Origin of the sequence: Paenibacillus vietnamensis, from assembly GCF_020169515.1 — a bacterium.
Taxonomy (GTDB): Bacteria; Bacillota; Bacilli; order Paenibacillales; family Paenibacillaceae; genus Pristimantibacillus; species Pristimantibacillus vietnamensis.
In genome coordinates, this window is record NZ_JAHMHW010000024.1 from 13997 (window position 1) to 37513 (window position 23517).

23 protein-coding genes are annotated in these 23517 nt (G+C 54.6%); all 23 read left to right on the forward strand.

Features of this window, described 5'->3' with window-relative positions; genetic code table 11:
• Window positions 1-4: 4 nt before the first annotated feature.
• Window positions 5-886 (forward strand): 16S rRNA (adenine(1518)-N(6)/adenine(1519)-N(6))-dimethyltransferase RsmA, encoded by an 882-nt coding sequence (rsmA, locus tag KP806_RS25170; protein WP_224726512.1) that lies wholly within the window; start codon window positions 5-7, stop codon window positions 884-886.
• Window positions 887-952: 66 nt separating this feature from the next.
• Window positions 953-1840, forward strand: a complete 888-nt coding sequence (gene yabG / locus KP806_RS25175) for a sporulation peptidase YabG (RefSeq protein ID WP_224726513.1) — start codon at window positions 953-955, stop codon at window positions 1838-1840.
• A gap of 180 nt (window positions 1841-2020) precedes the next feature.
• Window positions 2021-2296, forward strand: coding sequence for a biofilm formation stimulator Veg (veg, locus tag KP806_RS25180; RefSeq protein ID WP_224726514.1), 276 nt, complete (start codon window positions 2021-2023; stop codon window positions 2294-2296).
• Window positions 2297-2454: 158 nt separating this feature from the next.
• Window positions 2455-2640, forward strand: coding sequence for a small, acid-soluble spore protein, alpha/beta type (locus tag KP806_RS25185; RefSeq protein ID WP_224726515.1), 186 nt, complete (start codon window positions 2455-2457; stop codon window positions 2638-2640).
• A 142-nt stretch (window positions 2641-2782) separates the two neighbouring features.
• Window positions 2783-3637: a 4-(cytidine 5'-diphospho)-2-C-methyl-D-erythritol kinase gene (gene ispE, locus KP806_RS25190; RefSeq protein WP_224726516.1), complete on the forward strand. Its 855-nt coding sequence runs from the start codon at window positions 2783-2785 to the stop codon at window positions 3635-3637.
• An 82-nt stretch (window positions 3638-3719) separates the two neighbouring features.
• On the forward strand, window positions 3720-4562 hold the full coding sequence (gene purR, locus KP806_RS25195; protein ID WP_224726517.1) for a pur operon repressor: 843 nt from the start codon (window positions 3720-3722) through the stop codon (window positions 4560-4562).
• Window positions 4562-4957 carry a RidA family protein gene (locus KP806_RS25200; RefSeq protein ID WP_224726518.1) on the forward strand — a complete coding sequence of 132 codons (396 nt, stop codon included), beginning with the start codon at window positions 4562-4564 and terminating at the stop codon, window positions 4955-4957. Before purR ends, KP806_RS25200 begins: the two co-directional genes overlap by 1 nt.
• Window positions 4958-5087: 130 nt before the next feature.
• Window positions 5088-5369, forward strand: coding sequence for a septation regulator SpoVG (gene spoVG, locus KP806_RS25205; RefSeq protein ID WP_028609566.1), 282 nt, complete (start codon window positions 5088-5090; stop codon window positions 5367-5369).
• A gap of 246 nt (window positions 5370-5615) precedes the next feature.
• On the forward strand, window positions 5616-7013 hold the full coding sequence (gene glmU, locus KP806_RS25210; RefSeq protein WP_318153807.1) for a bifunctional UDP-N-acetylglucosamine diphosphorylase/glucosamine-1-phosphate N-acetyltransferase GlmU: 1398 nt from the start codon (window positions 5616-5618) through the stop codon (window positions 7011-7013).
• A gap of 147 nt (window positions 7014-7160) precedes the next feature.
• Window positions 7161-7811, forward strand: coding sequence for a 50S ribosomal protein L25/general stress protein Ctc (locus KP806_RS25215; RefSeq protein WP_224726519.1), 651 nt, complete (start codon window positions 7161-7163; stop codon window positions 7809-7811).
• Between the two features lie 137 nt (window positions 7812-7948).
• Entirely contained in the window at window positions 7949-8509 is a 561-nt protein-coding gene (pth, locus tag KP806_RS25220) for an aminoacyl-tRNA hydrolase (protein ID WP_224726520.1), read from the forward strand.
• 63 nt (window positions 8510-8572) lie between these two features.
• Complete coding sequence (locus tag KP806_RS25225; protein ID WP_224726521.1) at window positions 8573-8803, forward strand: anti-sigma-F factor Fin family protein; 231 nt, start codon at window positions 8573-8575, stop codon at window positions 8801-8803.
• 105 nt (window positions 8804-8908) lie between these two features.
• Complete coding sequence (gene mfd, locus KP806_RS25230) at window positions 8909-12436, forward strand: transcription-repair coupling factor (protein WP_224726522.1); 3528 nt, start codon at window positions 8909-8911, stop codon at window positions 12434-12436.
• 71 nt (window positions 12437-12507) lie between these two features.
• Window positions 12508-13584: a peptidylprolyl isomerase gene (locus KP806_RS25235; protein WP_224726523.1), complete on the forward strand. Its 1077-nt coding sequence runs from the start codon at window positions 12508-12510 to the stop codon at window positions 13582-13584.
• A 431-nt stretch (window positions 13585-14015) separates the two neighbouring features.
• A complete protein-coding gene (gene urtA, locus KP806_RS25240; protein WP_224726524.1) occupies window positions 14016-15287 on the forward strand; it encodes an urea ABC transporter substrate-binding protein in 1272 nt (423 codons plus the stop codon).
• Between the two features lie 104 nt (window positions 15288-15391).
• Window positions 15392-16297, forward strand: coding sequence for an urea ABC transporter permease subunit UrtB (urtB, locus tag KP806_RS25245; RefSeq protein WP_224726525.1), 906 nt, complete (start codon window positions 15392-15394; stop codon window positions 16295-16297).
• Window positions 16298-16328: 31 nt separating this feature from the next.
• A complete protein-coding gene (gene urtC / locus KP806_RS25250; RefSeq protein WP_224726526.1) occupies window positions 16329-17411 on the forward strand; it encodes an urea ABC transporter permease subunit UrtC in 1083 nt (360 codons plus the stop codon).
• The gene (gene urtD / locus KP806_RS25255; RefSeq protein WP_224726527.1) at window positions 17383-18159 is read left to right on the forward strand and encodes an urea ABC transporter ATP-binding protein UrtD; all 777 of its coding nucleotides are present in this window, start codon (window positions 17383-17385) and stop codon (window positions 18157-18159) included. Before urtC ends, urtD begins: the two co-directional genes overlap by 29 nt.
• On the forward strand, window positions 18137-18832 hold the full coding sequence (urtE, locus tag KP806_RS25260) for an urea ABC transporter ATP-binding subunit UrtE (RefSeq protein ID WP_224726528.1): 696 nt from the start codon (window positions 18137-18139) through the stop codon (window positions 18830-18832). Before urtD ends, urtE begins: the two co-directional genes overlap by 23 nt.
• A 203-nt stretch (window positions 18833-19035) precedes the next feature.
• Window positions 19036-19908: an SPFH domain-containing protein gene (locus KP806_RS25265; protein WP_224726529.1), complete on the forward strand. Its 873-nt coding sequence runs from the start codon at window positions 19036-19038 to the stop codon at window positions 19906-19908.
• A 12-nt stretch (window positions 19909-19920) separates the two neighbouring features.
• A complete protein-coding gene (locus KP806_RS25270; RefSeq protein ID WP_224726530.1) occupies window positions 19921-20094 on the forward strand; it encodes a hypothetical protein in 174 nt (57 codons plus the stop codon).
• Window positions 20095-20558: 464 nt separating this feature from the next.
• The gene (spoVT, locus tag KP806_RS25275; RefSeq protein ID WP_224726531.1) at window positions 20559-21101 is read left to right on the forward strand and encodes a stage V sporulation protein T; all 543 of its coding nucleotides are present in this window, start codon (window positions 20559-20561) and stop codon (window positions 21099-21101) included.
• 204 nt (window positions 21102-21305) lie between these two features.
• Window positions 21306-23411: an oligosaccharide flippase family protein gene (locus KP806_RS25280; protein WP_224726532.1), complete on the forward strand. Its 2106-nt coding sequence runs from the start codon at window positions 21306-21308 to the stop codon at window positions 23409-23411.
• Window positions 23412-23517 lie beyond the last annotated feature (106 nt).

Consider the following 23517-nt stretch of genomic DNA (forward strand, 5'->3'; position numbering starts at 1 on the left):
CGAAGTGAGCGGACAAGATATCGCAACACCGAAGAGGACGAAGGAAATTATCGCGAAATACGGATTTTCCTTCAAGAAAAGCTTGGGCCAGAACTTTTTGATCGACCAAAATATTTTGAACAAAATCGTAGCGGCGGCCGAGCTCGATAAATCGAAGGGTGCGCTTGAGATCGGTCCCGGAATCGGTGCGCTTACCCAGCGGCTGGCGGATGCTGCGGGGAAAGTGGCCGCCGTCGAGATCGACAACCGGCTTATTCCGATCCTGAAGGAGCTGCTGGAAGGTGAGGAGCATACGACGGTCATTCACGGTGACGTACTGAAGCTGGACCTGAAGCAGGTGTTCGCAGAGCGCTTCGAAGGTTTAACGGGCGTAAGCGTAGTCGCCAATTTGCCTTATTATGTAACGACGCCGATCTTGATGAAGCTGCTGGAGGAGAAGCTGCCGCTCGAGAATATCGTCGTGATGATACAGAAGGAAGTAGCGGAGCGGATGGCTGCGAAGCCCGGCGGCAAGGAGTATGGCAGTCTGAGCGTAGCAGTCCAGTACTACTGCGTGCCTGAGGTCGTGTGCACGGTCCCTCATACGGTATTCATTCCTCAGCCGAATGTCGATTCCGCGGTTATTAAGCTGGCTCTGCGCGACAAGCCGGCCGTCGATGTGCCGGACGAGGAGCATTTTTTCCGCGTCGTGCAGGCAAGCTTCGCCCAGCGCAGAAAGACGCTCGGCAACAATTTGACGGCATTCGTCGGCAAGGAGCGGCGCGAAGAGCTGACGGAGCTTCTACGGGCATGCGGTATCGATCCCGTGCGACGGGGAGAGACGCTGTCGCTCGAGGAATTCGCAGTTATCAGCCGGGCGATGCTGGAGAAAGGCTGGCGCGGCTAAGCTTCCCAAAAAATACTCACCATTCGCCCTCTCTGCCCATAGGATAGACGAAGAGGTGATTAACCCATGAAGCAAGGGGACCTGGTCGTCCGCAATTCGTATGGCGGTGACGTGCTGTTCCGAGTAGAAGCCGTTCGCACAAATCATGCCGTATTGAAAGGCACGGACTACCGATTACTTGCGGACGCTCCGATTCCCGATCTGTCGGTCGTACGCGATCCGGAATCGACAAGAGCGGTGCAGCAAGTCCGGATTAAAGTAAATGACTCCATCAATCGTATGCGGTCGGAAAGAGAGCGGCAGACGGAAAAAGCCGAGCAGCATATTCGTCATGCCATGCAGCAGCAGAATCAATCCTTCTTTGAAGTGCCCGGAAAAGTATTGCATCTTGACGGCGACGGCAATTATTTAAAGAAAAGCATGCAGCTGTACAATACGATGCATGTCCCTTCCCATGGCCTTCATGTGCATGAATCCCAAATGGCGGATGTCTTATATCGCCTGCTTCCGCAGCTGAAGCCGGATATTGTCGTTATCACGGGCCATGACGGCGTGCTCAAAAACCGCTCGTCGATGGATCTCTTCAGCTTGAGCAGCTACAAAAATTCGCAGCATTTCGTTAATGCCGTACGCGTCGCGCGCGAGTATGAGAAAAGCCGTGACAGCCTAGTCGTAGTGGCAGGTGCCTGCCAATCGCACTTCGAGGCGCTGCTTCAGGCCGGTTCCAACTTTGCCAGCTCACCCGGCCGTATTTTGATACACGCCCTGGATCCCGTCTATATCGCGATAAAAGCAAGCTATACCTCCATCAAGGACACGATCAATTTAGCGGATGTGATTCACGGGACGATCAGCGGAATTGACGGCGTAGGAGGCATAGAAACGTTGGGCCGTTTCCGAGTCGGCCTGCCGAAGCCGAAAATTACTTCGTCAAATCCTGTTTTGAAGGTATAGCCGGCTTTCTTGAAGCAACTTCATAGTATGTATTTTTCTTGCACATATATGTATGGATTTTAAAAAATGTACGAAAATACCGTTGACAAGTAATTAACGCTGCTGATATAATATTTCTCTTCATTTGACATTAACCCTCTTTCTGGTTATAATGGACAAGGAAAGAGGTGGTAGTGGACAATGGCAAAAAATACGCTATTGGATATAAAACGCAGCTTGGAGGCTCACGTTGGCTCCAAAATCCGTCTTAGAGCTAACGGTGGCCGACGAAAGACCATCGAACGAACCGGCACGTTGGAAGAAATCTACCCTTCTGTATTCATTGTTAAGCTTGATGAGGAGCAGCATGCTTTTAAGCGGGTTTCCTACAGCTACGCGGACATTCTGACCGAATCGGTGGAAGTGACCGTATGCAATGATGAAGGCCATGTTAGAATCGCCCATTTGCAGCAATAGACGATAGAGAGCCCGAGTGGCCTTTCAGCGCAGATTATATCTGCGCCTTTTTTAAAGGAGCGGAAACGTATCGGAGTCTCGAATCCGAAGCATACTAAGCCTGCAGCGGAGTGCTACAGGCTTTTTAATGTTAATGTCGGATAAGGGAGGAAATGCGAATGAGCCGCAGAAGACGCAGTGTCATGTCGGAGCAGTTGAAATATGAGCTCGCCAAGGACCTCGGATTTTACGATACCGTGCAGCAGGAAGGCTGGGGCGGGATTCGCGCAAAGGATGCCGGCAATATGGTGAAGCGGGCTATCCAGCTCGCCGAGCAGGCGGCAGCCAAAAACAACGGACAATAGTCCAAGCGAAAGCAGGAATAAAAAATGCTAAAAGCTAAGCAGCTGGAGCCGTTTGACGGTCATTTACCAGTGCTTAGCTTTTATTGCGTTCGTTTGATATAATGTTGGTTAAGCTAACGAAACGAACGGGTGAACTTATCGGATGAAAATTTATGAAAAAGCTCCTGCCAAAATCAATCTGCTGCTCGACGTGCTGCGCAAGCGCGAAGACGGCTACCATGAAGTCGAAATGATTATGACAATGGTCGACCTTGCGGACCGCCTGGAAATGGAAGAGCTACCGAGAGACACAATCATCATCTCCAGTCAGGTCGGTTACATCCCTCTTGACGAGAAAAATTTGGCCTTTCAAGCAGCCAGGCTGATCAAAGAACGATATGATGTCAAGCAAGGCGTATACATACACCTGGATAAGAAAATTCCTGTTGCCGCAGGCTTGGCCGGTGGAAGCAGCGATGCAGCCGCCGCACTCCGCGGTTTGAACAGGCTGTGGAAGCTGGAAATCCCGGAGGACGAGCTATGCCGGCTTGGTGCGGAGCTTGGCTCGGACGTGCCGTTCTGCGTAACGGGCGGCACCGCAATCGCCAGGGGCCGCGGTGAAGTGCTGGAGCATATTTCAAACCCTCCACAATGCTGGGTCGTGCTTGCAAAGCCGCCTATTAACGTTTCGACAGCCGACGTTTACGGCCGGTTCCGCGTGAATGACCTGAAGGAGCATCCTTCGATCAGCCGGATGGCGGATGCGCTGGAGCGGGGCTCGTTCCCGGACATTTGCGACGGGCTTGGAAATGTGCTGGAGCGGGTGACGCTTGAGCTGTATCCGGAGGTCATGCAGCTGAAAGAGAGTATGATCCGTCTCGGAGCGGACGGCGTCCTGATGTCGGGAAGCGGACCGACCGTGTTCGGCCTGGTATCCAAGGAAGCCAAGCTTCCTCGCATTTATAACGGGCTTCGAGGCTTCTGCAAGGAAGTATATGTGGTAAGAATGCTCACATAGGAAATACGTTTTTCTTGATTAAATCCGTATAAAAATGTTATATTGACATTATATTATTCGGATTTAGTGGGGGGAGATGTGTTTGAAAAAGTTAAAGCGGAGCTCGCGGTTGGTAGAAATGACTCAATATCTGCTAAGTCGACCCCACACGTTAATTTCACTGACAGCGTTTGCCGACCGTTATCAATCGGCTAAGTCTTCGATCAGCGAGGATTTGGCCATTATTAAAGAAGTGTTCGAGGAAGAAGGCATCGGTGAGCTTCATACGCTAGCCGGAGCGGCAGGCGGAGTGAAATTTACACCCAAGATGCAGGAAGCCGCAGCTCTTACCATTATGACGGATATATGCCGCCAGTTAGAGCAGCCTGAGAGGGTTCTTCCAGGCGGTTATTTGTATATAACGGATATGCTGGGACAACCGGAACTCTTGGCGGATGTAGGAAGAATGTTCGCAACCGCATTTGCGGAGCGAAAGATCGATGTCATTATGACCGTGGAGACGAAAGGGATCCCGCTTGCCTACGCTACGGCCGCCTGTCTCAATATTCCTGTCGTCATCGTGCGGCGCGATAATAAGGTGACCGAAGGCTCGGCCGTGAGCATCAACTACGTGTCCGGCTCTACGAAGAGAATCCAGACGATGTCGCTTGCACGCCGGGCGCTGAAGGAGCAATCCCGCGTTCTGATCATCGACGACTTCATGAAGGCCGGCGGTACGATTCAAGGGATGATGGATTTACTGTTCGAATTTAAGGCAACGGTTGCAGGAGTCGGCGTTTTCGTCGAATCGGGCGAGGTTGAGCTGGAAGAGCGGCTGCTGGAGGATTACGTCTCGCTGGCCAAGCTGACGGCCGTAGACATGAAGACAAAGCAGACGACGGTAGTACCCGGTAATTATTTTTCGAATGAAAGGCTGGGACAATAGTGACGAAGAAGCAACCGACAGTGATTAATACGGATAAGGCGCCTGCGGCAATCGGACCTTATTCGCAAGCGATCCGGCTTGGCGGGTTATTGTTCACCTCCGGACAAATTCCGCTGGATGCATCCGGACAGCTTGTAGAAGGCGGCATCGAGGAGCAGACTCATCAGGTATTCCGTAATTTGGAGGCCGTGCTCGCCGCAGCCGGAGCCGGCTTCTCCGACGTTGTAAAGGCAACCGTATTCATGAAAGACATGAACCAGTTTGCGACAATGAACGGTATCTATGCTTCTTATTTCGGAGAGCATAAGCCGGCCCGTTCGGCGGTCGAGGTAGCAAGGCTGCCAAAGGACGTTCTTGTCGAAATTGAAGTCATCGCATCGACAAATGTCGAATGAAAACGAAAAACCTTCAAATGGAAAAAAATATTTTAAATAGAGCATGATTTTTCCAAAAAAATAGAAGGATTTTGCACAAAAACGTGGAAGTATACACCAAGTCTCTGATAGACAAAGGTGGTGAACACAAGTGCAAATTACTGATGTCAGACTCCGCCGTGTAAATTCGGAAGGGCGTATGAAGGCGATCGCATCCATTACTATTGACAATGAATTCGTGGTTCACGATATTCGTGTAATCGACGGTAACAATGGTATGTTCGTTGCAATGCCAAGCAAACGTACTCCGGATGGAGAATTTCGGGATATCGCTCATCCGATCTCTTCAACCACCCGGGAGAAAATCCAGGCTGCTGTTCTCGCCGAATACGAGCGTGCAGCGGAAGAAGTTGCGATTGAAGAAGGAGCTTAACCAGAGCATTTCAGGATGTAAGGGAATGATCGGAGAAGAGAGCCGCGGCTCTCTTTTCTTTTTTATGGATAAAATTATTAGAATGATGAGACTCCGAAGGACGGCACAGATCCGAGCTGCTCAATGATGCAGCTAACGGTTCGTGCGTAGCACCAGCCGACCAGGAGGAACGTAAATATAAGAAATCAGCATTTTACGTTATAATAGGACTTATACTTCAATGCAGCAATTAGGGGGTTATCGATTTTGAAAGTGATGGCAATTGTACTCGCAGCTGGACAGGGTAAAAGAATGAAATCGAAATTATATAAGGTGCTTCACCCGGTTTGCGGAAAGCCGATGGTCGGCCATGTGCTGGATGCGGTGCGGGAAGCGGAGGCCGGCCGGACCGTTGTGGTTGTCGGTCATGGTGCGGAAGCAGTGAAGTCGTATTTGGGCGACGCGGCCGAGTATGTGCTGCAGGAGCAGCAGCTTGGCACGGGGCATGCGGTAAGGCAAGCCGAAGCGCTGCTCGGAGCGGAAGAGGGAACGACGATCGTCATTTGCGGCGACACTCCGCTCGTGCAGGCTTCCACGATCAAGTCTATGCTGGAGCTGCATGCTTCAAGCGGGGCGGCAGCGACGGTGCTTACGGCATCTTTCGATAATCCGACCGGCTATGGACGCGTCATCCGCGGCGAAGACGGCACGGTGCAGAGGATCGTGGAGCAGAAGGATTGCTCGCCGGAAGAAGCGGCAGTTAAAGAAATCAATACGGGTACCTACTGCTTCGATAACAAAAAACTGTTCGAGGCGCTTGCCAAGGTGACGAGCAACAACGCGCAGGGCGAATATTATTTGACGGATGTTATCGGCATTTTCCGCGCGTCCGGCGAATCGGTTCAAGGCTATTGCACGGAAGATCTTGCGGAAGCAATCGGCGTCAATGACCGCATCGCATTGTCCGAGGCGGAACGGTTCATGCGCGAGCGCATCAACCGCAAGCATTTGCTGAACGGCGTAACGCTGATTGATCCCGCGTCGACGTATATCGAGGCAGGCGTGCAGATCGGTCCGGACACGACGATCTATCCGGGTACGGTTCTGAGCGGATCGACGGTCATCGGCGAGGACTGCGTTATCGGACCGCAAGCGGATATCGCGGACAGTAAGCTCGGAAGCAGCGTTTCGGTGAAATATTCGACGGTCGCGCAATCCGAGATCGGGGATGACTGCAGCGTCGGCCCTTATGCGAATCTGCGTCCAAACTCGAAGCTTGGCACAGGCTGCAAAATCGGCGACTTCGTCGAGCTGAAAAACGCGTCGCTGGACGACGGCAGCAAGGTGTCCCATCTTAGCTACGTGGGCGATGCGATCGTCGGCAAAGACGTGAACATCGGCTGCGGCGCCATTACGGTCAATTATGACGGATACAATAAATCCGTGACGGAGATCGGCGATCACGCTTTTGTCGGAAGCAACGTGAATTTGATCGCTCCGGTGAAAATCGGCGATGGCGCCTACGTGGTAGCGGGCTCTACCGTGACGCAGGATGTGCCTGCGGGCGATCTGGCGATCGCGCGCGAGCGTCAGGTGAACAAACCGGGGTACGCGGAAAAAATCCGCGGGCGTGCCAAGGCGAAGAAAGAAAAGCAGCAGCAATAAGCGGAACGGGCCGTACGATGAGGTCTGGCTGGCAAGCTTCATTAAACCTTTCTAATAAAGTTTAATTACGGGTTGGAATGGGTAAGTTATAGGGAAATCACAATGCGTTGCCTATGCAGCTTCGCATATTTTTAGGAGGTTTCCACTATGGCGATTGCGATGAAAGCGGACCAACGACCATGCTTAACGAAAGGCGAGCTGCGTCAATTGCGGCTCCAGGGGAAAGTCCCGGGCGTCATTTACGGCAAGAAAATTTCCGAGGCGGCGAACGTAACGGTAGACGTCAAAGAGCTTCAGTCGATTTTGCGGTCGCATCCCAATGCAATAATTGAGATCAATATTCCTACGGCCGGAAAGCAGTCTGTCATGGTATCGGATATCCAGCGGGATACGCTGAACCGGCAGGTCATTCATGTCGATTTCCATCAAATCAACATGAATGAAAATGTGCGGGCCAATGTGCGTATTCATGCGGAAGGCGATTCGACCGGGGTTAGGGAAGGCGGAATCGTTCAAGTCATTCTTCATGAGATCGAAGTAGACTGTCTGCCAAGCAGCATTCCTGAGTCGATTACGGCGGATATTTCGTCGCTTGCCATGGGCGAGAGCCTGCTGGTCAGCGATTTGGCGCTCCCGAAGGGCGTCGTCGTTAATGCCGATCCCAACCAGGTAGTCGTTACGGTTCTGGCACCGCAGAAGGATCTTACGGAGGAAGAAGCCGAAGCTCAGGCGGTGGAGACGGAAGAGGCCGAGTCCCGCTCGAAGGAAGCCCAGATGGAAGATACGAAGAGCTTGTAAGCTGACATATACGGATATATGGAATGGCGCCGTCCTGCTTCAGGGCGGCGTTGTTTTGCTGCGGTGCGGAGCAAGCCGTTTACGCGCAAGTACGGAGTGTGTTACATTGGTCCAAAGGCAAAGGAGTGAATGGAGCAATGAGGTGGATTGCAGGACTGGGTAACCCCGGCACCGCTTATCAAGGTACAAGGCATAACGTCGGCTTTATGGTCATTGACGAGCTGGCCAAACGATGGGGAATCAACGTAACGCAAAGCAAATGCAAAGCGTTGATCGGGGAGGGCAACGTCCAGGGCACGAAGGTCTTCCTGATTAAACCGATGACTTACATGAACTTATCGGGAGAATCGGTCCGCTCGTTCCTCGACTATTATAAAGGCGAAATCGCGGACGGGGTTATCGTCTACGACGATTTGGATACGGAGATCGGCAAGCTGCGGCTGCGGTACCAGGGCAGCGCCGGGGGCCACAATGGCATTAAATCGCTGATTCAACATTTGGGAACGCAAACGTTCGACCGCGTCCGAATGGGCATTTCCCGCCCGCAACCGGGCAAGAATATTGCGGATTACGTGCTTTCTCCATTTCCTAAGAGCGAGCAGCAGCAGCTTGCGGAAATGATCTCCGCGGCGTGCGACGCGCTGGAGTTCAGGCTGAAGGCGCCGTTCGAGGAGACGATGGCAAAGTTTAACCGTTAACCTTTTAAGATAGGCGATAACGGGCATACTGAAGGGTATAACGACTCTTCAGGAGGCATACATATGGCTGTAAACTATATTTGCAGACACTGCAAAACTTCGCTTGGGTCGCTGAGCGGGATGAATATTACCGAGCAGCAGCTCGGTTTCCATTTCTTGACCCCCGAAGAACGCAGCGATATAATAGCGTATAGCCCAAATGGCGATGTGACGGTGAAAGTGGTTTGCGATTATTGCCGCGAGGCGATGGACGCGAATCCGGAGCTCCATTTGGTAACGAATCCGCTTCAATGACGGATGAATCATACTTGAGCCTTAGCGGTCGGCTGAGGCTTCTTTTCAATGTAGAGGGAGCATCCGTATCCTTTCTCCCATTACAGAAACGGGGTGTCACAAAAGTTGAATGCGTTAATTAAGGCTTTTGCTGCGGATGCGGACGTTCAATCCGTTATTTCCGGTATTCGTAAGGGCATGCGCGAGCAAATGATATCCGGCCTTGCCGGTTCCTCGAGACAGGTGCTCATCGCAGCGCTTCAGGAAGATGTCGGCAAGCCGATGCTGGTCGTTACTCACAATATGTTCTCTGCGCAGAAGATTGCGGAGGATTTGCAGGAATGTCTATCTCCGGAATCCGTATTATTATATCCCGCCAATGAGCTGGTTGCTGCCGAAGCTGCGATCTCGAGTCCCGAGACGCTGGCGCAGCGCATGGACGTGCTGATCAAGCTGTCCAAAGGCTTCCGCGGGATCGTTGTCGTGCCATTCTCGGGCGTGCGGCGGTTTTTGCCGGTCAGCGGTGTAATGGCAGCGGCTCAAATTGATATTAAAGTTGGCGATTCTTTGCCGATTGACACTTTTTTGCGCCAAATGACGGAGCTTGGCTATGTAAGAACGGACCGGGTCGAGCTGCGCGGCGAAATGAGCGTGCGCGGGGGAATCGTCGATTTCTATCCGTTAACGGCGGCGCAAGCTTACCGCGTGGAATGGTTCGGCGACGACATCGATTCCATTCGGACTTTCGATCCGGCTGACCAGCGCTCGTCGGACCGGCTGGAATCGTATACGGTTCCGCCTTGCCAGGAGATGCTGGCCGATGGGAAGCGGATGGAGGCGGCTGCGAATCACGCTCAGCAGCTGCTCGATAAGCAGCTGGACAAGATGACGGACAGGACGGCCAAGGAAAGGCTGCGCGCCGAAATTGGCGGAGAGCTGGAGAGGCTGCGCGAGCACGTTTATTTTACGGAAATCTATAAATATATCTCTTTGCTGTATCCGGAGCGGCAAACGATTCTTGATTATATGCCAAGCGATACGCTGCTAATATTAGATGAGCCTACCCGGTTGATAGAAACGGCCAAGCAGCTGGAGCGGGACGAAGCGGAATGGTCCATTCACCTGCTGCAGAACGGCAAGTCATTGCCTGGTCTGGCGTTGGCGCGCGAAACGGAGGAAATTTTGCATCACCGTCCGTTTCCGACTTTGTTTTTATCCTTATTTTTAAGACAAATTCCGCATTCCCAGCCGCAAAATATATTAAACATGACAAGCCGGTCCATGCAAAGCTTCCACGGGCAGATGAACGTGCTTAAGGCGGAGATGGAACGGTGGCGCAAAACTGGCGCAAATATTATGATGCTGGCAGGCAATGCGGAGCGGATTGAGCGCATGCGCCGCGTGCTGGACGATTACGGCATTGAGCCGCCGACTTTGCTCGAGGGCAATTTGCAGTCGGGCTTTGAGCTGCCGTCCTCGCATCTGGTCGTTATCACCGAAGGCGAGATGTTCACGCAGAAGCAAAGGAAAGCCCGCAAGATCGACAAGAAGGTCGATAATGCGGAGCGGATCAAGAGCTATACGGAGCTTAAGGTCGGAGACTATGTCGTTCACCAGAATCACGGGATCGGGAAATATGTAGGTATCGGCACGCTTGAGATTGCCGGAATTCATAAAGATTATCTTCACATTTTATACGCGGGCGGGGATAAGCTGTCCGTTCCGATCGAGCAGGTCGACATGATCCAGAAATATGTCGGTTCGGAGGAGCGCGAGCCTAAGATCAACAAGCTGGGCGGCAGCGAGTGGACAAGGGCGAAGAGCAAGGTAAAGGCTTCCGTCCAGGACATTGCCGACGATCTGATCAAGCTGTATGCCGAGCGGCAGGCCGCGCCGGGCTATTCCTTCGGGAGGGACACGTCCTATCAGCAGGAATTCGAAGCCATGTTCCCTTACGACGAGACGCGCGACCAGCTTCGGGCGATTGAAGAAATCAAGAAGGATATGGAGAAAAGCCAGCCGATGGACCGTCTGCTCTGCGGAGACGTCGGTTATGGCAAGACAGAGGTAGCGGTCCGCGCGGCCTTCAAGGCGGCGATGGACAGCAAGCAGGTCGCCGTGCTTGTTCCGACGACGATTCTCGCCCAGCAGCATTACGAGACGTTCCGCGAACGCTTCGCCGGCTATCCGATCAACGTACAAGTGCTCAGCCGTTTCCGTTCCCGCAAGGAACAGAACGAAACGATGAAAGGGCTGAAGAACGGAACCGTCGATGTAGTCATCGGCACGCATAGGCTTCTTTCGCAGGACATTATTTTTAAATCGCTCGGGCTGCTGATCGTCGACGAAGAGCAGCGCTTCGGGGTATCGCACAAAGAAAAGCTGAAAAAGCTGAAAACAAACGTCGACGTTCTTACGCTGACCGCAACGCCGATTCCAAGAACGCTGCATATGTCGATGCTGGGCGTCAGGGATTTGTCGGTTATCGAAACGCCGCCGGAAAACCGGTTCCCCGTGCAGACGTATGTTGTCGAATACAGCCCGTCGCTTGTCCGGGAAGCGATCGAGCGCGAGCTGGCCCGCGGGGGGCAAGTCTATTATTTGTACAACCGGGTACAGGGAATCTACCAGATGGCCGAGCAGATTAACGCGCTTGTCCCGGGTGCTAGAGTTGCAGTTGGACATGGGCAGCTGACCGAGCAGGAGCTGGAGAAGACGATTCTCGATTTTCTGGACGGGGAATCCGACGTGCTCGTCAGCACAAGCATTATTGAGACGGGCGTCGACATTCCGAACGTCAACACGCTTATCGTGCACGATGCCGACAAAATGGGGCTTTCGCAGCTCTATCAGCTGCGCGGACGCGTAGGACGCTCCAACCGGATCGCATATGCGTATTTCACTTATCAGCGGGACAAGGTGCTGACGGAAGTGGCGGAGAAGCGCCTTCAGTCGATCAAGGAGTTCACGGAGCTGGGTTCCGGCTTCAAAATCGCGATGAGGGACTTGTCCATCCGCGGAGCGGGTAATCTTCTGGGCGCGGAGCAGCACGGCTTTATCGCATCCGTCGGCTTCGACATGTACTCGCAAATGCTTGCCGAGGAAATTGCGAAACGCAAGGCGGAGATGAGCGGCGTGGAAGCGGTGCAGGAGAAGCCGGTCAGCACGGTCATCGACCTCAGCATAGACGCTTATTTGCCGACCGATTATATTTACGACAGCATTCAGAAAATCGAGATTTACAAAAAAGTGGCCGCCATCCGCACCTTCGAGGAGCAGGATGATGTGATCGACGAACTGGTCGACCGCTTCGGCGACTTGCCGCAGGCCGTCAGCAATTTGCTCGCCGTTGCAAGGCTAAAGGTATACGGCTCGATGTACGGCATCGAACAAATTAGCGGGAAGGCCGACGATATTACGCTAAAGTTTGCCGCCTCCCAGAAAAAGCGGGTTAACCGGAAAAAAATCGACCAGCTTTGCCTTAAGTTTGAGAACCGCTTCAAGCAGGCGGGCGAACAGGAGCCGAATCCGATCATCATGCTGCGCGGCAAAGGACTGTCCATGGAGCAGAAGGTTCATGTTCTGGAGAGATTCCTGCAGGAATACAAGGATGTATTGTTATATAAGGATGAGCTGCAAAATGCGACAACGTAGACAATATTCGCTTTCTGCGTCCCTTTTCTGATACAATACAAACAAGTTTATAAATTGAAAGGGGATTCAACATGTTACACAGTTCACGCATATCGGCATGGCGCAAAGGCACGCTGTTGTTCGTAGCCTTGCTGCTCGTCATGACGATGGCGGCATGCGGCGCGAAGAAGGAAACGGGAACGGAAATTGCGACATATAAAGGCGGCAACGTGACCGATACGGAGTTCGACAAGTATTTGGCAGTATTTAATGTTATGCAGCCCGGTTACGAGCAAATTATTGAACAAATGCCGCAATTTAAAGAACAGATTCTTCAGCAGTATATCTCTTACAAGATCTTGGGCAGCCAGGCTTCCGAGGACGCCAAGAAGAAAGCTGAAGAAGACGTGAAGGAACAAATGAAGCAGTACAAGGAAGCGCTGAAAACAAATACCGAATTGAAGGCGGCAATGGACGCCAAGAAATTGAAAGACAAAGATATGGAGAACTTTATGTCTCTTACCGCAACGGTTGTGGCGCATATGAACTCCAAAGTGACCGAAGAGGAAATGAAAAAAGAGTACGAGACCAACGGCGCCAATTATGCGACCGTAACGGTTCGCCATATTCTGGTCGCAACGGTGGAGACGGATCAGACAACGCAAGAGCAGAAGGAAATCCGCACGCCTGAAGAGGCGCTTGCACGCGCCAAGGAAGTAAAAGCGAAGCTTGAAGCGGGCGGCGACTGGACGGCCCTTGCGAAGGAATATTCCGACGATCCGGGCTCTAAGGAAACAGGAGGCCAGTATAAGGACGAGAAGGCCGGTTCTTGGGTGGATGCGTTCAAGCAAGCCGCTTATACGCAGGAAATCGGCAAAATCGGCGATCCTGTAGAAACCGAGTACGGCTATCACGTCATTCTTGTCGAGAAGCGCGACACGCCTGCGTTCGACAAGCTGAGCGAGGAAGACAAAGAAGCGGTGAAAAGCGCTGTCGCTTACACCCACATGAACACATTCATGACGGACGAGCTGTCCAAGTATGAAATCGACATTAAGCTGCCTGAGCCTGAAACGTCGGGTGCGCCTACGGAAAGCGGTAAACCGGCCAGCGACGCTCCTGCAGCAACCGACGCTCCGAAAGCAACGGAAGCCCCTGCGGCGAAATAAACGGATAATCTGTTCGCAAGACCCTTTAACCGGATAACGGTTAAAGGGTCTTTTTATTTAATTGGCCTTCTGAAAGAACGAACGAACCAACAAACAAAGCAAATCGAAAATTTAAACACATATGACATAAATCTAACATTAAATTTTCGATATCATCGATTTTCAATAAAAAGATAACATAAATCATAAGGTTGCCTAGGTCGGCATAGCGTATACGGATACATTCTAGATATAACATTACATAAATATAACATGTATTTTGTAAATTCAGCTGACTATACCCCTTGGAGTGATCGTTCAAATAAATATATGTAAATTATATTGACATGATAAAAAGAGCCGATCTATAATAAAGAAGCGAACGATGGAGTAATATTCCAACAGAACGTTCGGATATTAGAGAAGAGATAGATGGATCGGGGAGTGGAGAGATGAAAAAGAGATTGTTTTATCAATTGGGCTTGATGTCAGTTGCACTAAGTCTGGTGCTGGCCGGATGCGGAGGCAACAATGCGCCTGCATCGACGAACGAAGCGACTGACGCACCGTCGGAATCGGCTAACGCCGGCACATCCGCAGGCGGGGAAATCAAAGTTGGCATCCTCCACTCGCAAAGCGGCACGATGGCGATTAGCGAGGTGTCGGTAATCGATGCCGAGATGATGGCGATCGAAGAAATCAATGCGGCAGGCGGAGTGCTAGGCAAGAAGATCGTACCGGTGCTTGAGGACGGCGCCTCGGATTGGCCGACGTTCGCGGAGAAAGCGCGCAAGCTTATTTCCGAGGATAAAGTCGCAACCGTGTTCGGCGGATGGACGTCTGCGAGCCGGAAGGCGATGAAGCCGGTATTCGAGGAGCTGAACGGGTTGCTCTGGTATCCGGTGCAGTACGAAGGGCTAGAGGCGTCGCCGAACATTTTTTATACCGGTGCGACGACGAATCAGCAAATCGTGCCTTCGGTTACCTGGCTGCTTGAGAACCGCGGCAAGAAGTTTTACCTGCTCGGATCGGATTATGTATTCCCGCGCACAGCTAACCTGATCATCAAGGAACAGCTGAAAGCGGAAGGCGGCGAGCTCGTAGGAGAAGAATATACGCCGCTTGGACATACCGATTACAGCACGATTATTTCGAAAATCAAGGAAGCGGATCCGGACGTGGTCTATAACACGCTGAACGGCGACAGCAACGTCGCATTCTTCAAACAGCTTAAGGATGCCGGCATTACAGCTCAAGATCTTACTACGCTTTCGGTATCGGTGGCGGAAGAAGAAATTCGCGGCATCGGCGTAGACGTGCTGGAGGGGCATTTGGCGGCCTGGAACTACTATCAAACGACAGAAACGCCTACGAACAAGACGTTCGTTGAAAATTACAAGAAGAAATACGGCGATGACCGCGTGACGGCCGACCCGATCGAAGCGGGATATACGGCGGTCTACCTGTGGGCGGCAGCTGTCGAGAAAGCCGGCTCTACCGACGTCGCGAAGGTGAAGGAAGCGGCGAAGGAGCTGGAGTGGGAGGCTCCGGAAGGTAAAGTGAAAATCGACGGCGAGACGCAGCATTTGTACAAAACGGTACGGATCGGCGAGGTGCAGGCGGACGGCCAATTCAAAGAGCTATGGAATTCGGGCGAGGCGGTTAAGCCGGATCCGTACTTGAAGGGCTATGAATGGGCGGCCAGCATTCAACCGACCGAATAAGACGGACAGCAGCTACACACTAAATCGCAGCAAGGGATGGAGGGGGTACCCGAGGACCGGGTGCGCCCTCCGTCTTCATGAAGGCCTGCGAGGGGAGCGGTCATATGGATGTATATGTATTGCAGCTGTTTAACGGGCTCAGCATAAGCTCGATTCTGCTGCTTGTCGCTTTGGGGCTGGCCATTACGTTTGGCCTCATGAAGGTCATCAATATGGCTCATGGCGAGCTAATCATGATCGGAGCTTATTCGACTTATTTGACTCAAAATCTGTTTAAAGACTATTTGCCGGAATCGATGTTCGATTGGTACTTCGTGCTGGCCATACCCGTCAGCTTCGGCATTGCTTTTGTTTTTGGACTCATTCTTGAAATGTCGCTCATCCGTTTCCTGTACGGCAGACCGCTTGACAGCCTGCTGGCTACGTGGGGGGTAGGCCTCGTGCTGCAGCAGGTGGCGCGTTCGATTTTCGGAGCCCCGAACGTGGCCGTAAAAAGCCCGACCTGGCTGGATGGAGGGCTGCGCATTGTGGATGGCACGCTGCTTCCGTATAAACGCTTGTTCATCATCGCTCTCGTGATCGTCTGCCTGGCCGCGATGTACGTTTACATTTACCGCAGCCATGAGGGAAGAAGGATGCGTGCCGTTATGCAAAACCGGGATATGGCCGCATGTCTGGGCGTATCGACGCGGCGCGTCGATTCGATGACGTTCGCGATCGGTTCGGGCATTGCCGGCATCGCCGGCTGCGCACTGACGCTGATGGGTCCGATCGGCCCGTCGCTCGGCACTTATTATATCGTTGACGCCTTTATGGTGGTCGTGCTCGGCGGCGTCGGCAAGCTGGTCGGAACGGTGCTCGGCGCGGTTGGGATCGGCATGTTCAATACGTTATTCGAATACTGGACGAACGCATCGCTCGGCAAGGTGCTTGTGTTCGTTTGTATCGTCGCATTCCTGCAGTGGAGGCCGATGGGGCTCGTTGCGATGCGTACACGCTCGCTTGATTAAGTAACTTATATGAGTGGAAGGTGGAGTGCGCATGCAGCTAAAAAAGATGACGCCCCGGCGATTATGGATTTTGGCCGGCTACGCTGCCGCGGCGGCCGCTTTGTTCTCGGCGCCGATGTTTGTCAGCGATTTCCGGCTTAACCTGCTGGCGAAATTTCTGGCTTTTGCGATCGTTGCATTAGGCCTTGATCTGATATGGGGATATACCGGCATTTTGAGCCTTGGCCACGGGATTTTCTTCGGACTTGGCGCTTACGCGATGGCGATGTACCTGAAGCTTGAGGCAGGCGGCGGAAAGCTGCCGGACTTCATGGGCTGGAGCGGACTGAAGGAGCTTCCGCTATTCTGGCAGCCGTTCGGGAGCTTCGGCTTCGCGGCGGCGGCGGGAATTGCACTTCCGGCGATCCTTGCGCTGGTGCTCGGTTACTTTACGTTCCGCAATCGCATCCGCGGCGTTTACTTTACGATTTTGACACAGGCGCTTGTTATTATTACGACTACGCTGCTGATCGGGCAGCAGGCCTTTACCGGCGGCACGAACGGCGTGACCGGTTATTCCGAGGTGCTGGGCTTCCCGCTTGGCTCGCCGGATACGAAGCGGGCGCTTTACTGGATTACGGTTGCGGCGCTTATCGTCATATTCCTGTTTTGCCGCTTTATCGTCGGCAGCCGCTTCGGCAAAGTGCTGCGGGCCATCCGCGACGGCGAAAACCGCGTACGGTTTATCGGATATAATCCCGCCATCTACCAAATGGTGATTTTTGCAATTTCTGCGGGGATTGCCGGCATGGCGGGCATGCTGTTCGTGCTTCATGTCGGGATTATATCCCCTTCGATGCTCGGCATCGTGCCTTCCATCGAGATGGTGCTTTGGGTGGCGATCGGCGGGCGCGGAACGCTCGTTGGTGCGGCGCTTGGCGCGATTCTGATGAACTGGGCAAAAAGCGAGTTCAGCACCGCCTATCCGGAAGGCTGGACGCTGTTCATGGGCTTGTTGTTCGTCATTGTCGTTGTGTTTATGCCAAAAGGGGTCGCGGGTCTGATCGGCCAAATCAATTTCCGCAAAAAGAGGAGGGAACCGAATCATGAAGGAGTCCGCAATCCTGCAGTGTGATAACGTGACGGTTGAGTTTGACGGCTTCAAAGCCATTCAGGGCATGAGCCTGAAGCTGCTGAAAGGCGAGCTTCGTTTTCTGATCGGTCCGAACGGTGCGGGCAAAACGACGATGCTGGATGTGATTTGCGGGAAGGTGCGGCCCTCTTCCGGGCAGGTGACTTTTAACGGGAAAATCGATATTACGCGAAAAAAAGAGCACCAGATCGCGGAGCTTGGCATCGGGCGGAAGTTTCAGGCTCCTTCCATCTTTCCGTCCATGTCCGTGGCCGAGAATCTGGAGATTGCGATGCGGCAAAATCGAAGCGTGTTTGCGACCCTGTTCGCGAGCATGAAGAGCGAGGAGAGTGACCGTCTCCATAGTCAGCTCCAGATGATCGGCCTGCAGGATAAAGCGTCATGGCGGGCCGGCGGCCTCTCGCACGGCGAGAAGCAATGGCTGGAGATCGGAATGATGCTGCTTCAGGAGCCCGAGGTGCTGCTTCTCGATGAGCCGGTAGCGGGCATGACGGATAAGGAAACGGATAAAACGGGCGAACTGCTGCATGAAATTGCCCGCCAGCGCTCGGTCGTCGTCGTTGAGCACGACATGGAATTCGTCCGGAACTTCGCCAGCAAGGTAACTGTGATGCACGAGGGCAAGCTGCTGAAGGAAGGCTCCATGGACGAGGTGCAGAGCGACGACCGGGTGGCGGAAGTGTATCTTGGGAAAAGGCGGGATGCCGATGTTAGCCGTTCAACAGCTTGAAGCGGGTTACGGAGAAAGCGTCATTTTGCGGAATGTGACGCTGAAGGTGAAGCCGGGGCAGGTCGTGTGCCTGCTCGGGCGCAACGGAGTCGGCAAAACGACGCTGATGAAAAGTATTATGGGGCTCCTTAAAGCGCGCGGAGGCTCCGTCTCGTATAACGGCTCCGATTTGACGAGGAAAGCGCCGGGGCAGCGGGCGAAAAGCGGCATCGGCTACGTGCCTCAAGGCCGGGAAATTTTCGCTCAGCTGTCCGTCTTTGAGAATCTCCTGCTTGGACTGGAAGCGTCCAAAGAGAAGGCCGGCCGCATACCAAAGGAGGCGATCGCCAAATTTCCGGTGCTGTCTGCGATGTACAGCCGGCGCGGCGGCGATTTGAGCGGAGGGCAGCAGCAGCAGCTCGCTTTCGCCCGGGCGCTCGCGTCAAAGCCGGAGGTGCTTCTGCTCGACGAGCCGTGCGAAGGCATCCAGCCCTCCATTGTGGACGATATCCGGGATGTGATCCGTTCCATTAAGGCCGATGGGCGGACGTCCATTCTGCTGGTCGAGCAAAGCCTGGATTTTGTCAAAAGCGTCGGCGACTACTTCTATGTGCTGGAGAAGGGCGCCATCGCCTGGGAAGGCGAGCTTGAGGCGCTGAGCGATGAGGTCATTCGCAAGTATTTGACTGTTTAAGACATATAGGGTTAGTGGGCTGCTCCGGAAGCGGGGCGGTCCTGTTTGTGTGGGAATCAGAGTCCGTGGAGGCTTGAATGGAAACGGTCCGTATTGCCGATTGGCGATTTGGGCCGTTTTTCTTATTGTTTATATTTGTAAAAAGTGATATCATAATTATATCAAAACAATATAATCATACGATGTTTGAGGGGTGAGGCGGAATGAACGAAAGAAAAGCCTGGTATGTGAGCGGATATACGGCACTGCTTGTGGCGCTTGCAGCTGCCGCAGCGGGCATTGCGCTGATCGTAAGTGAAGCGTCCGAAGCGGTTTCCTCCGGCTGGATGATCGGAGCCGGCGTTTTGCTCGTCGTTGTCGCTTTTGTCTGCGCATCCTCCCTGACGATCGTGCAGCCGAATGAAGCAAAAGTGATTACTTTCTTCGGGACTTATATGGGGACCGTGCTGGAAAGCGGCTTGTGGATGGTGCTCCCGCTTACGACAAAGGTCAAGGTGTCGCGGAAGGTCAGAAACTTCAACAGCCAGACGCTGAAGGTGAACGATGCGGAAGGGAATCCCGTAGAAATCGGGGCGGTTGTCGTGTTTAAGGTTACCGATACCGCAAGAGCGTCCTTCGATGTCGACGACTACGAGCGCTTCGTGGAAATTCAGAGCGAGACGGCCGTCCGGCATATCGCGGCCCAATATCCGTACGATACGTTTGCGTCGCCGGATGAACTTTCGCTTCGCGGCAATGCGGACGAAGTAGCCGGCGAGCTGCTGCGCGAGCTTCAAAGCAGGCTGGAGGTAGCGGGCGTAAAGGTGCTGGAGACGCGGCTGACCCACTTGGCGTACGCGCCGGAAATTGCAAGTGCCATGCTGCAGCGCCAGCAGGCGATTGCGATCGTATCGGCAAGGACAAAGATTGTGGAAGGTGCGGTAGGCATGGTGGAAAGCGCGCTGAAGCAGCTGGAGGCGAACGGGATCAGCCTGGACGATGAACGGCGGGCCGCGATGGTGAATAATCTGATGGTTGCGATCGTATCCGATCGGGCCGCAACCCCGGTCATTAACACGGGGTCGCTCTACGGCTAAGGCGTAAATCCAATGGCTAAGGAGAAGAAAGCATTTCCGCTCCGCCTGGATCCCGATATCCATCGCGCGCTGGAGCAGTGGGCCGCAGACGAATTCCGCAGCGTGAACGGGCACATCGAGTTTTTGCTCCGGGAAGCGCTGGGCAAGGCCGGCAGGCTGAAGCAGCCGGGCAGAGAAGAGAAATAAGCAGGAATAGGAAGGGCGGCTGCCGGCATTTATCCGGGAGCCGCGTTTTTTTTGCAGCAGGCGACCTTGAAAAAGTGTAAGAATACCTTACATCATTATTGACGAATTCGTACGATCCCGAGTATACTCCGAATTAACGTAAGGTTTCATGACAATTCTTCCTGCAGGGAGGTCGTCCAAATGAACAAAACGATCTTTAAGGCGTTAGCTTTTCTGGCCAAAATGATGTTTTTCCGTCATCCTGCCGCTCACTGGTGAGCGGTTATTTTTTTGCCCGGGAGGCGGTTTGGCCATATAAAAATGGACGGTTTGGATGGCTCTTCAGTCCGTGCATAAGAAATTGGGAGCGGATGAATACTATGGTCAGATTCAAAATCTTTTGAAGGATCTTTCCTCTTCGTTATAAACAAGCAGCAAGAATCCAGTCGATTCAAAATCCTCTAGGAAAGCGGGGCAACAAGAAAATGAAAGCAACTGGAATTGTACGTCGCATCGATGATCTCGGGCGTGTGGTGATTCCGAAGGAGATCCGCCGTACACTGCGTATTCGCGAGGGTGACCCTCTGGAAATATTTGTGGATCGCGATGGCGAGGTTATTTTAAAGAAGTATTCTCCTATCGGCGAGCTGGGCGATTTTGCAAAAGAATATGCGGAATCGCTGTATGAGGGCACGAGCCATATCACTTTAATTACGGATCGGGATTCGATTATTGCTGTGGCAGGAGCGTCCAAGAAGGAGCTGCTCGACAAAGCGGTGGGCTCCGTTCTGGAAGGCTGTATGGAAAACCGAAAAACGGTAGCCGAGTCTAACGGAGGCTCTTACGAGCTGATCAAGGACGCCCAGGATACGTACAGCTCGTTCGTGATCGCTCCGATTATTGCGGGCGGAGATCCGATCGGTACGGTTGTGCTTGTGAGCAAGGACGAATCCGTCAAAATGGGTCAAATGGAAACGAAAATGGCGGAAACCGCCGCAGGCTTTCTGGCCAAGCAAATGGAGCAGTAGAAGCTAAAGCGTAGTAAGATGGCACAGCTTGTCTTGAGCTGCGTGAAATGAAGAGGCGACAGCGAACATAACGGCTTCCTTGACCAAAACGATGTTTTGGCCGGGGAAGCTTTTTTCGAATTCGCTCCTGAATCGATAGGCGAATGCCGTTTGTGAGGTATAATAGGTTCCGACATGAATCATGAATGGGCAGGGGCGAGACGGATGAAGGAGGAGCCGGAGCTGGAGCGGCAAGGGACTGACGGGCCCGGACGGGCGGGCGCAAGCCTGGCTTCGGTGAAAAGCGGGCCGGGCAGGACCCGGATCGGGCTGAGCGGAGTAGCCGTTATGGCGGGGGCGGCATTATTGTCCAAAATCATTGGCGTATTTCAAAAAATCCCGCTGCAAAACATGGCCGGAGACCGCGTGTTCGGCATCTACAACGCGGTATATCCGTTTTACCAGCTGATTGCGGTGCTGGCGACGGCCGGTTTGCCGACGGCGGTGTCTTTGCTCATCGCGGAGAGGCTGCGCAAGGGGAGCGACCCGGAAGGGGTGCGCCGGATCCTGTATGCGGCAATTCTGCTGCTCGGCGTGACCGGCATCGCCGCTTTCGGTTGGATGTGGGCGGCTGCGGACGGGGTTGCGCGGCTGATCGGCGACTCTGGGACGGCCGGCGCCATTCGCGCGGTGTCGTTCGCGCTGCTGGCCGCGCCGTTTGCGGCCGCCTTGCGAGGCTACGCGCAGGGGACGGGGCGGATGGCGCTGTCGGCCGGCTCGCAGCTGACGGAGCAGCTTGTGCGGGTGGCGGTCATGCTTGCCGTGGTGGTAGCGAGCTGGTCCGCCGGCTGGAACGAGGCGTCGGTAGCTGCAGGGGTGATGAGCGGATCGGCGGCGGGTGCGTTCAGCGCTTTGCTGATGCTTATCGTCTGCTTGTGGAGGCAGCGTGAGGGACGGTTTTCTAGGCATGGAGGCGGCGGAAGCGGGAAGATTACAGCCTTTAGGCAGGCCTCCGCGCCGCAGCGGAAGCTGCTGGCTGAAATGAAAAAGCTCGCGGTGCTCGCGCTGCCTGCCGCTTTAGGAGCTGTCGTCGTTCCCGTCCTCGGCGTTGTGGACGCATTCACGGTGCCCCGTCTTCTGCGGGAAGGAGGGCTGCCGGAGCCGGAAGCGATGGCTTTGTTCGGCGTGTACAGCCGCGCCCAGCCGCTCGTGCAGCTGGTCGTCATGGTGGCCGGCGCCGGCGCCGCTGCGCTGGTGCCCGGTCTTGCGCTGGCCCGGATGCGCGGGGCGTACGGGCAGCTGCGGCTGCAGCTGGCCTTGACCGAGCGCGCGGCCTGGGCGGCGGGCGCTGCCGCAAGCGTCGGCCTTGTTCTGCTGGCCCGGCCGTTAAACGTCATGTTCTACGCCGATGATAGGGGAACGGCATTGTTTGCTCTGATCGGCTGTACGGCGCTGGCCGGCTGCGTGAATGCGGTGAATGCGCCTGTACTGCAGGCGCTGGGCTCGGCGCGGGCGCCTATCCAGCTGGTGCTGCTGGCGGCAGGATTGAAGGGCATATGCAACGCCGTTCTTGTGCCGCTTTACGGCGCTGACGGCGCCGCCGCCGCGGGCATCGCCGCCTTGACGGCCGCTGCCATGCTGGGGACGGCAGCCGTCCGGCGGGCCGCGGCGGCATCGGGGGCCGCGCTTGGCGGCAGGACGGTGCCCGGCAAGCGGAGCGGGTCTGCCGGCGGGCGTACGGCGGCGGAGGCGGAAGCGACGTCGGATGCTGCACAGCGGGGTATGTTGCAGGCGGAGAGAGAAGGAGCTGAGGCACTCCGGCATACTGCGAGAGCTTCGGGGGCAGTTACGGGCAATGCCGCCGGGAAGATAGGCGCTAAGCCGGTCCGGCTTGCCTCCGCAGGGTCGGAGGTAATTCCGGGTATGAAGGCTGCCGGGAAAGGCGATGATGCGAACGTGCCGGCGCAGCCGGGCGCAGCAAATGTCGCGGACGCCACCGCAGGCGGCGCAAGCGGCACAGGCCGCAGGCCGTGGCCCGCGGACCGCCGCGCGGCCGCTGCCTGCGGCTTCGCGCTCGCGGTCATGGCCGCGGCGCTGCTTGTCGCCGAGCGGGCGCTGGACGCAGCGCTCGGCGGGGTGCTGCCGCCGCGGGCGGCAGCGGCGGCGCTTGCGCTGACGGGCGCAGCCGTCGGCGCAAGCGCCTTTGGCGCCGCGGCTTTGCGCGGCGGCGCCGTAAGCGCGCGCGAATGGCGCGCGCTGCCGGGCGGCGGCGTATTGGCCGCCCGGCTCAGACGCTGGCGGCTGCTTCCGCCGGCGGAAGGGGAGCGATGACCGGGCGGCGCCGGCCCGGAGCTTGATTGTTCCGTTTATTTGGTCCATTATTATTTAGGCGGCAGCTGAAGGCTATCGCCTAATTGATGTACATAGCTTGGATCCG

Bases quoted from the DNA above. Each gene is read 5' to 3' on its own strand.
- urtA (WP_224726524.1), top strand. From the start codon at position 14,016: ATGAAAAAGAGATTGTTTTATCAATTGGGCTTGATGTCAGTTGCACTA.
- urtE (WP_224726528.1), top strand. From the start codon at position 18,137: ATGTTAGCCGTTCAACAGCTTGAAGCGGGTTACGGAGAAAGCGTCATT.
- veg (WP_224726514.1), top strand. From the start codon at position 2,021: ATGGCAAAAAATACGCTATTGGATATAAAACGCAGCTTGGAGGCTCAC.
- KP806_RS25280 (WP_224726532.1), top strand. From the start codon at position 21,306: ATGAAGGAGGAGCCGGAGCTGGAGCGGCAAGGGACTGACGGGCCCGGA.
- yabG (WP_224726513.1), top strand. From the start codon at position 953: ATGAAGCAAGGGGACCTGGTCGTCCGCAATTCGTATGGCGGTGACGTG.
- urtD (WP_224726527.1), top strand. From the start codon at position 17,383: ATGAAGGAGTCCGCAATCCTGCAGTGTGATAACGTGACGGTTGAGTTT.
- urtB (WP_224726525.1), top strand. From the start codon at position 15,392: ATGGATGTATATGTATTGCAGCTGTTTAACGGGCTCAGCATAAGCTCG.
- urtC (WP_224726526.1), top strand. From the start codon at position 16,329: ATGCAGCTAAAAAAGATGACGCCCCGGCGATTATGGATTTTGGCCGGC.
- spoVT (WP_224726531.1), top strand. From the start codon at position 20,559: ATGAAAGCAACTGGAATTGTACGTCGCATCGATGATCTCGGGCGTGTG.
- KP806_RS25265 (WP_224726529.1), top strand. From the start codon at position 19,036: ATGAACGAAAGAAAAGCCTGGTATGTGAGCGGATATACGGCACTGCTT.
- KP806_RS25185 (WP_224726515.1), top strand. From the start codon at position 2,455: ATGAGCCGCAGAAGACGCAGTGTCATGTCGGAGCAGTTGAAATATGAG.
- KP806_RS25225 (WP_224726521.1), top strand. From the start codon at position 8,573: ATGGCTGTAAACTATATTTGCAGACACTGCAAAACTTCGCTTGGGTCG.
- KP806_RS25270 (WP_224726530.1), top strand. From the start codon at position 19,921: ATGGCTAAGGAGAAGAAAGCATTTCCGCTCCGCCTGGATCCCGATATC.
- ispE (WP_224726516.1), top strand. From the start codon at position 2,783: ATGAAAATTTATGAAAAAGCTCCTGCCAAAATCAATCTGCTGCTCGAC.
- pth (WP_224726520.1), top strand. From the start codon at position 7,949: ATGAGGTGGATTGCAGGACTGGGTAACCCCGGCACCGCTTATCAAGGT.
- KP806_RS25235 (WP_224726523.1), top strand. From the start codon at position 12,508: ATGTTACACAGTTCACGCATATCGGCATGGCGCAAAGGCACGCTGTTG.
- KP806_RS25215 (WP_224726519.1), top strand. From the start codon at position 7,161: ATGGCGATTGCGATGAAAGCGGACCAACGACCATGCTTAACGAAAGGC.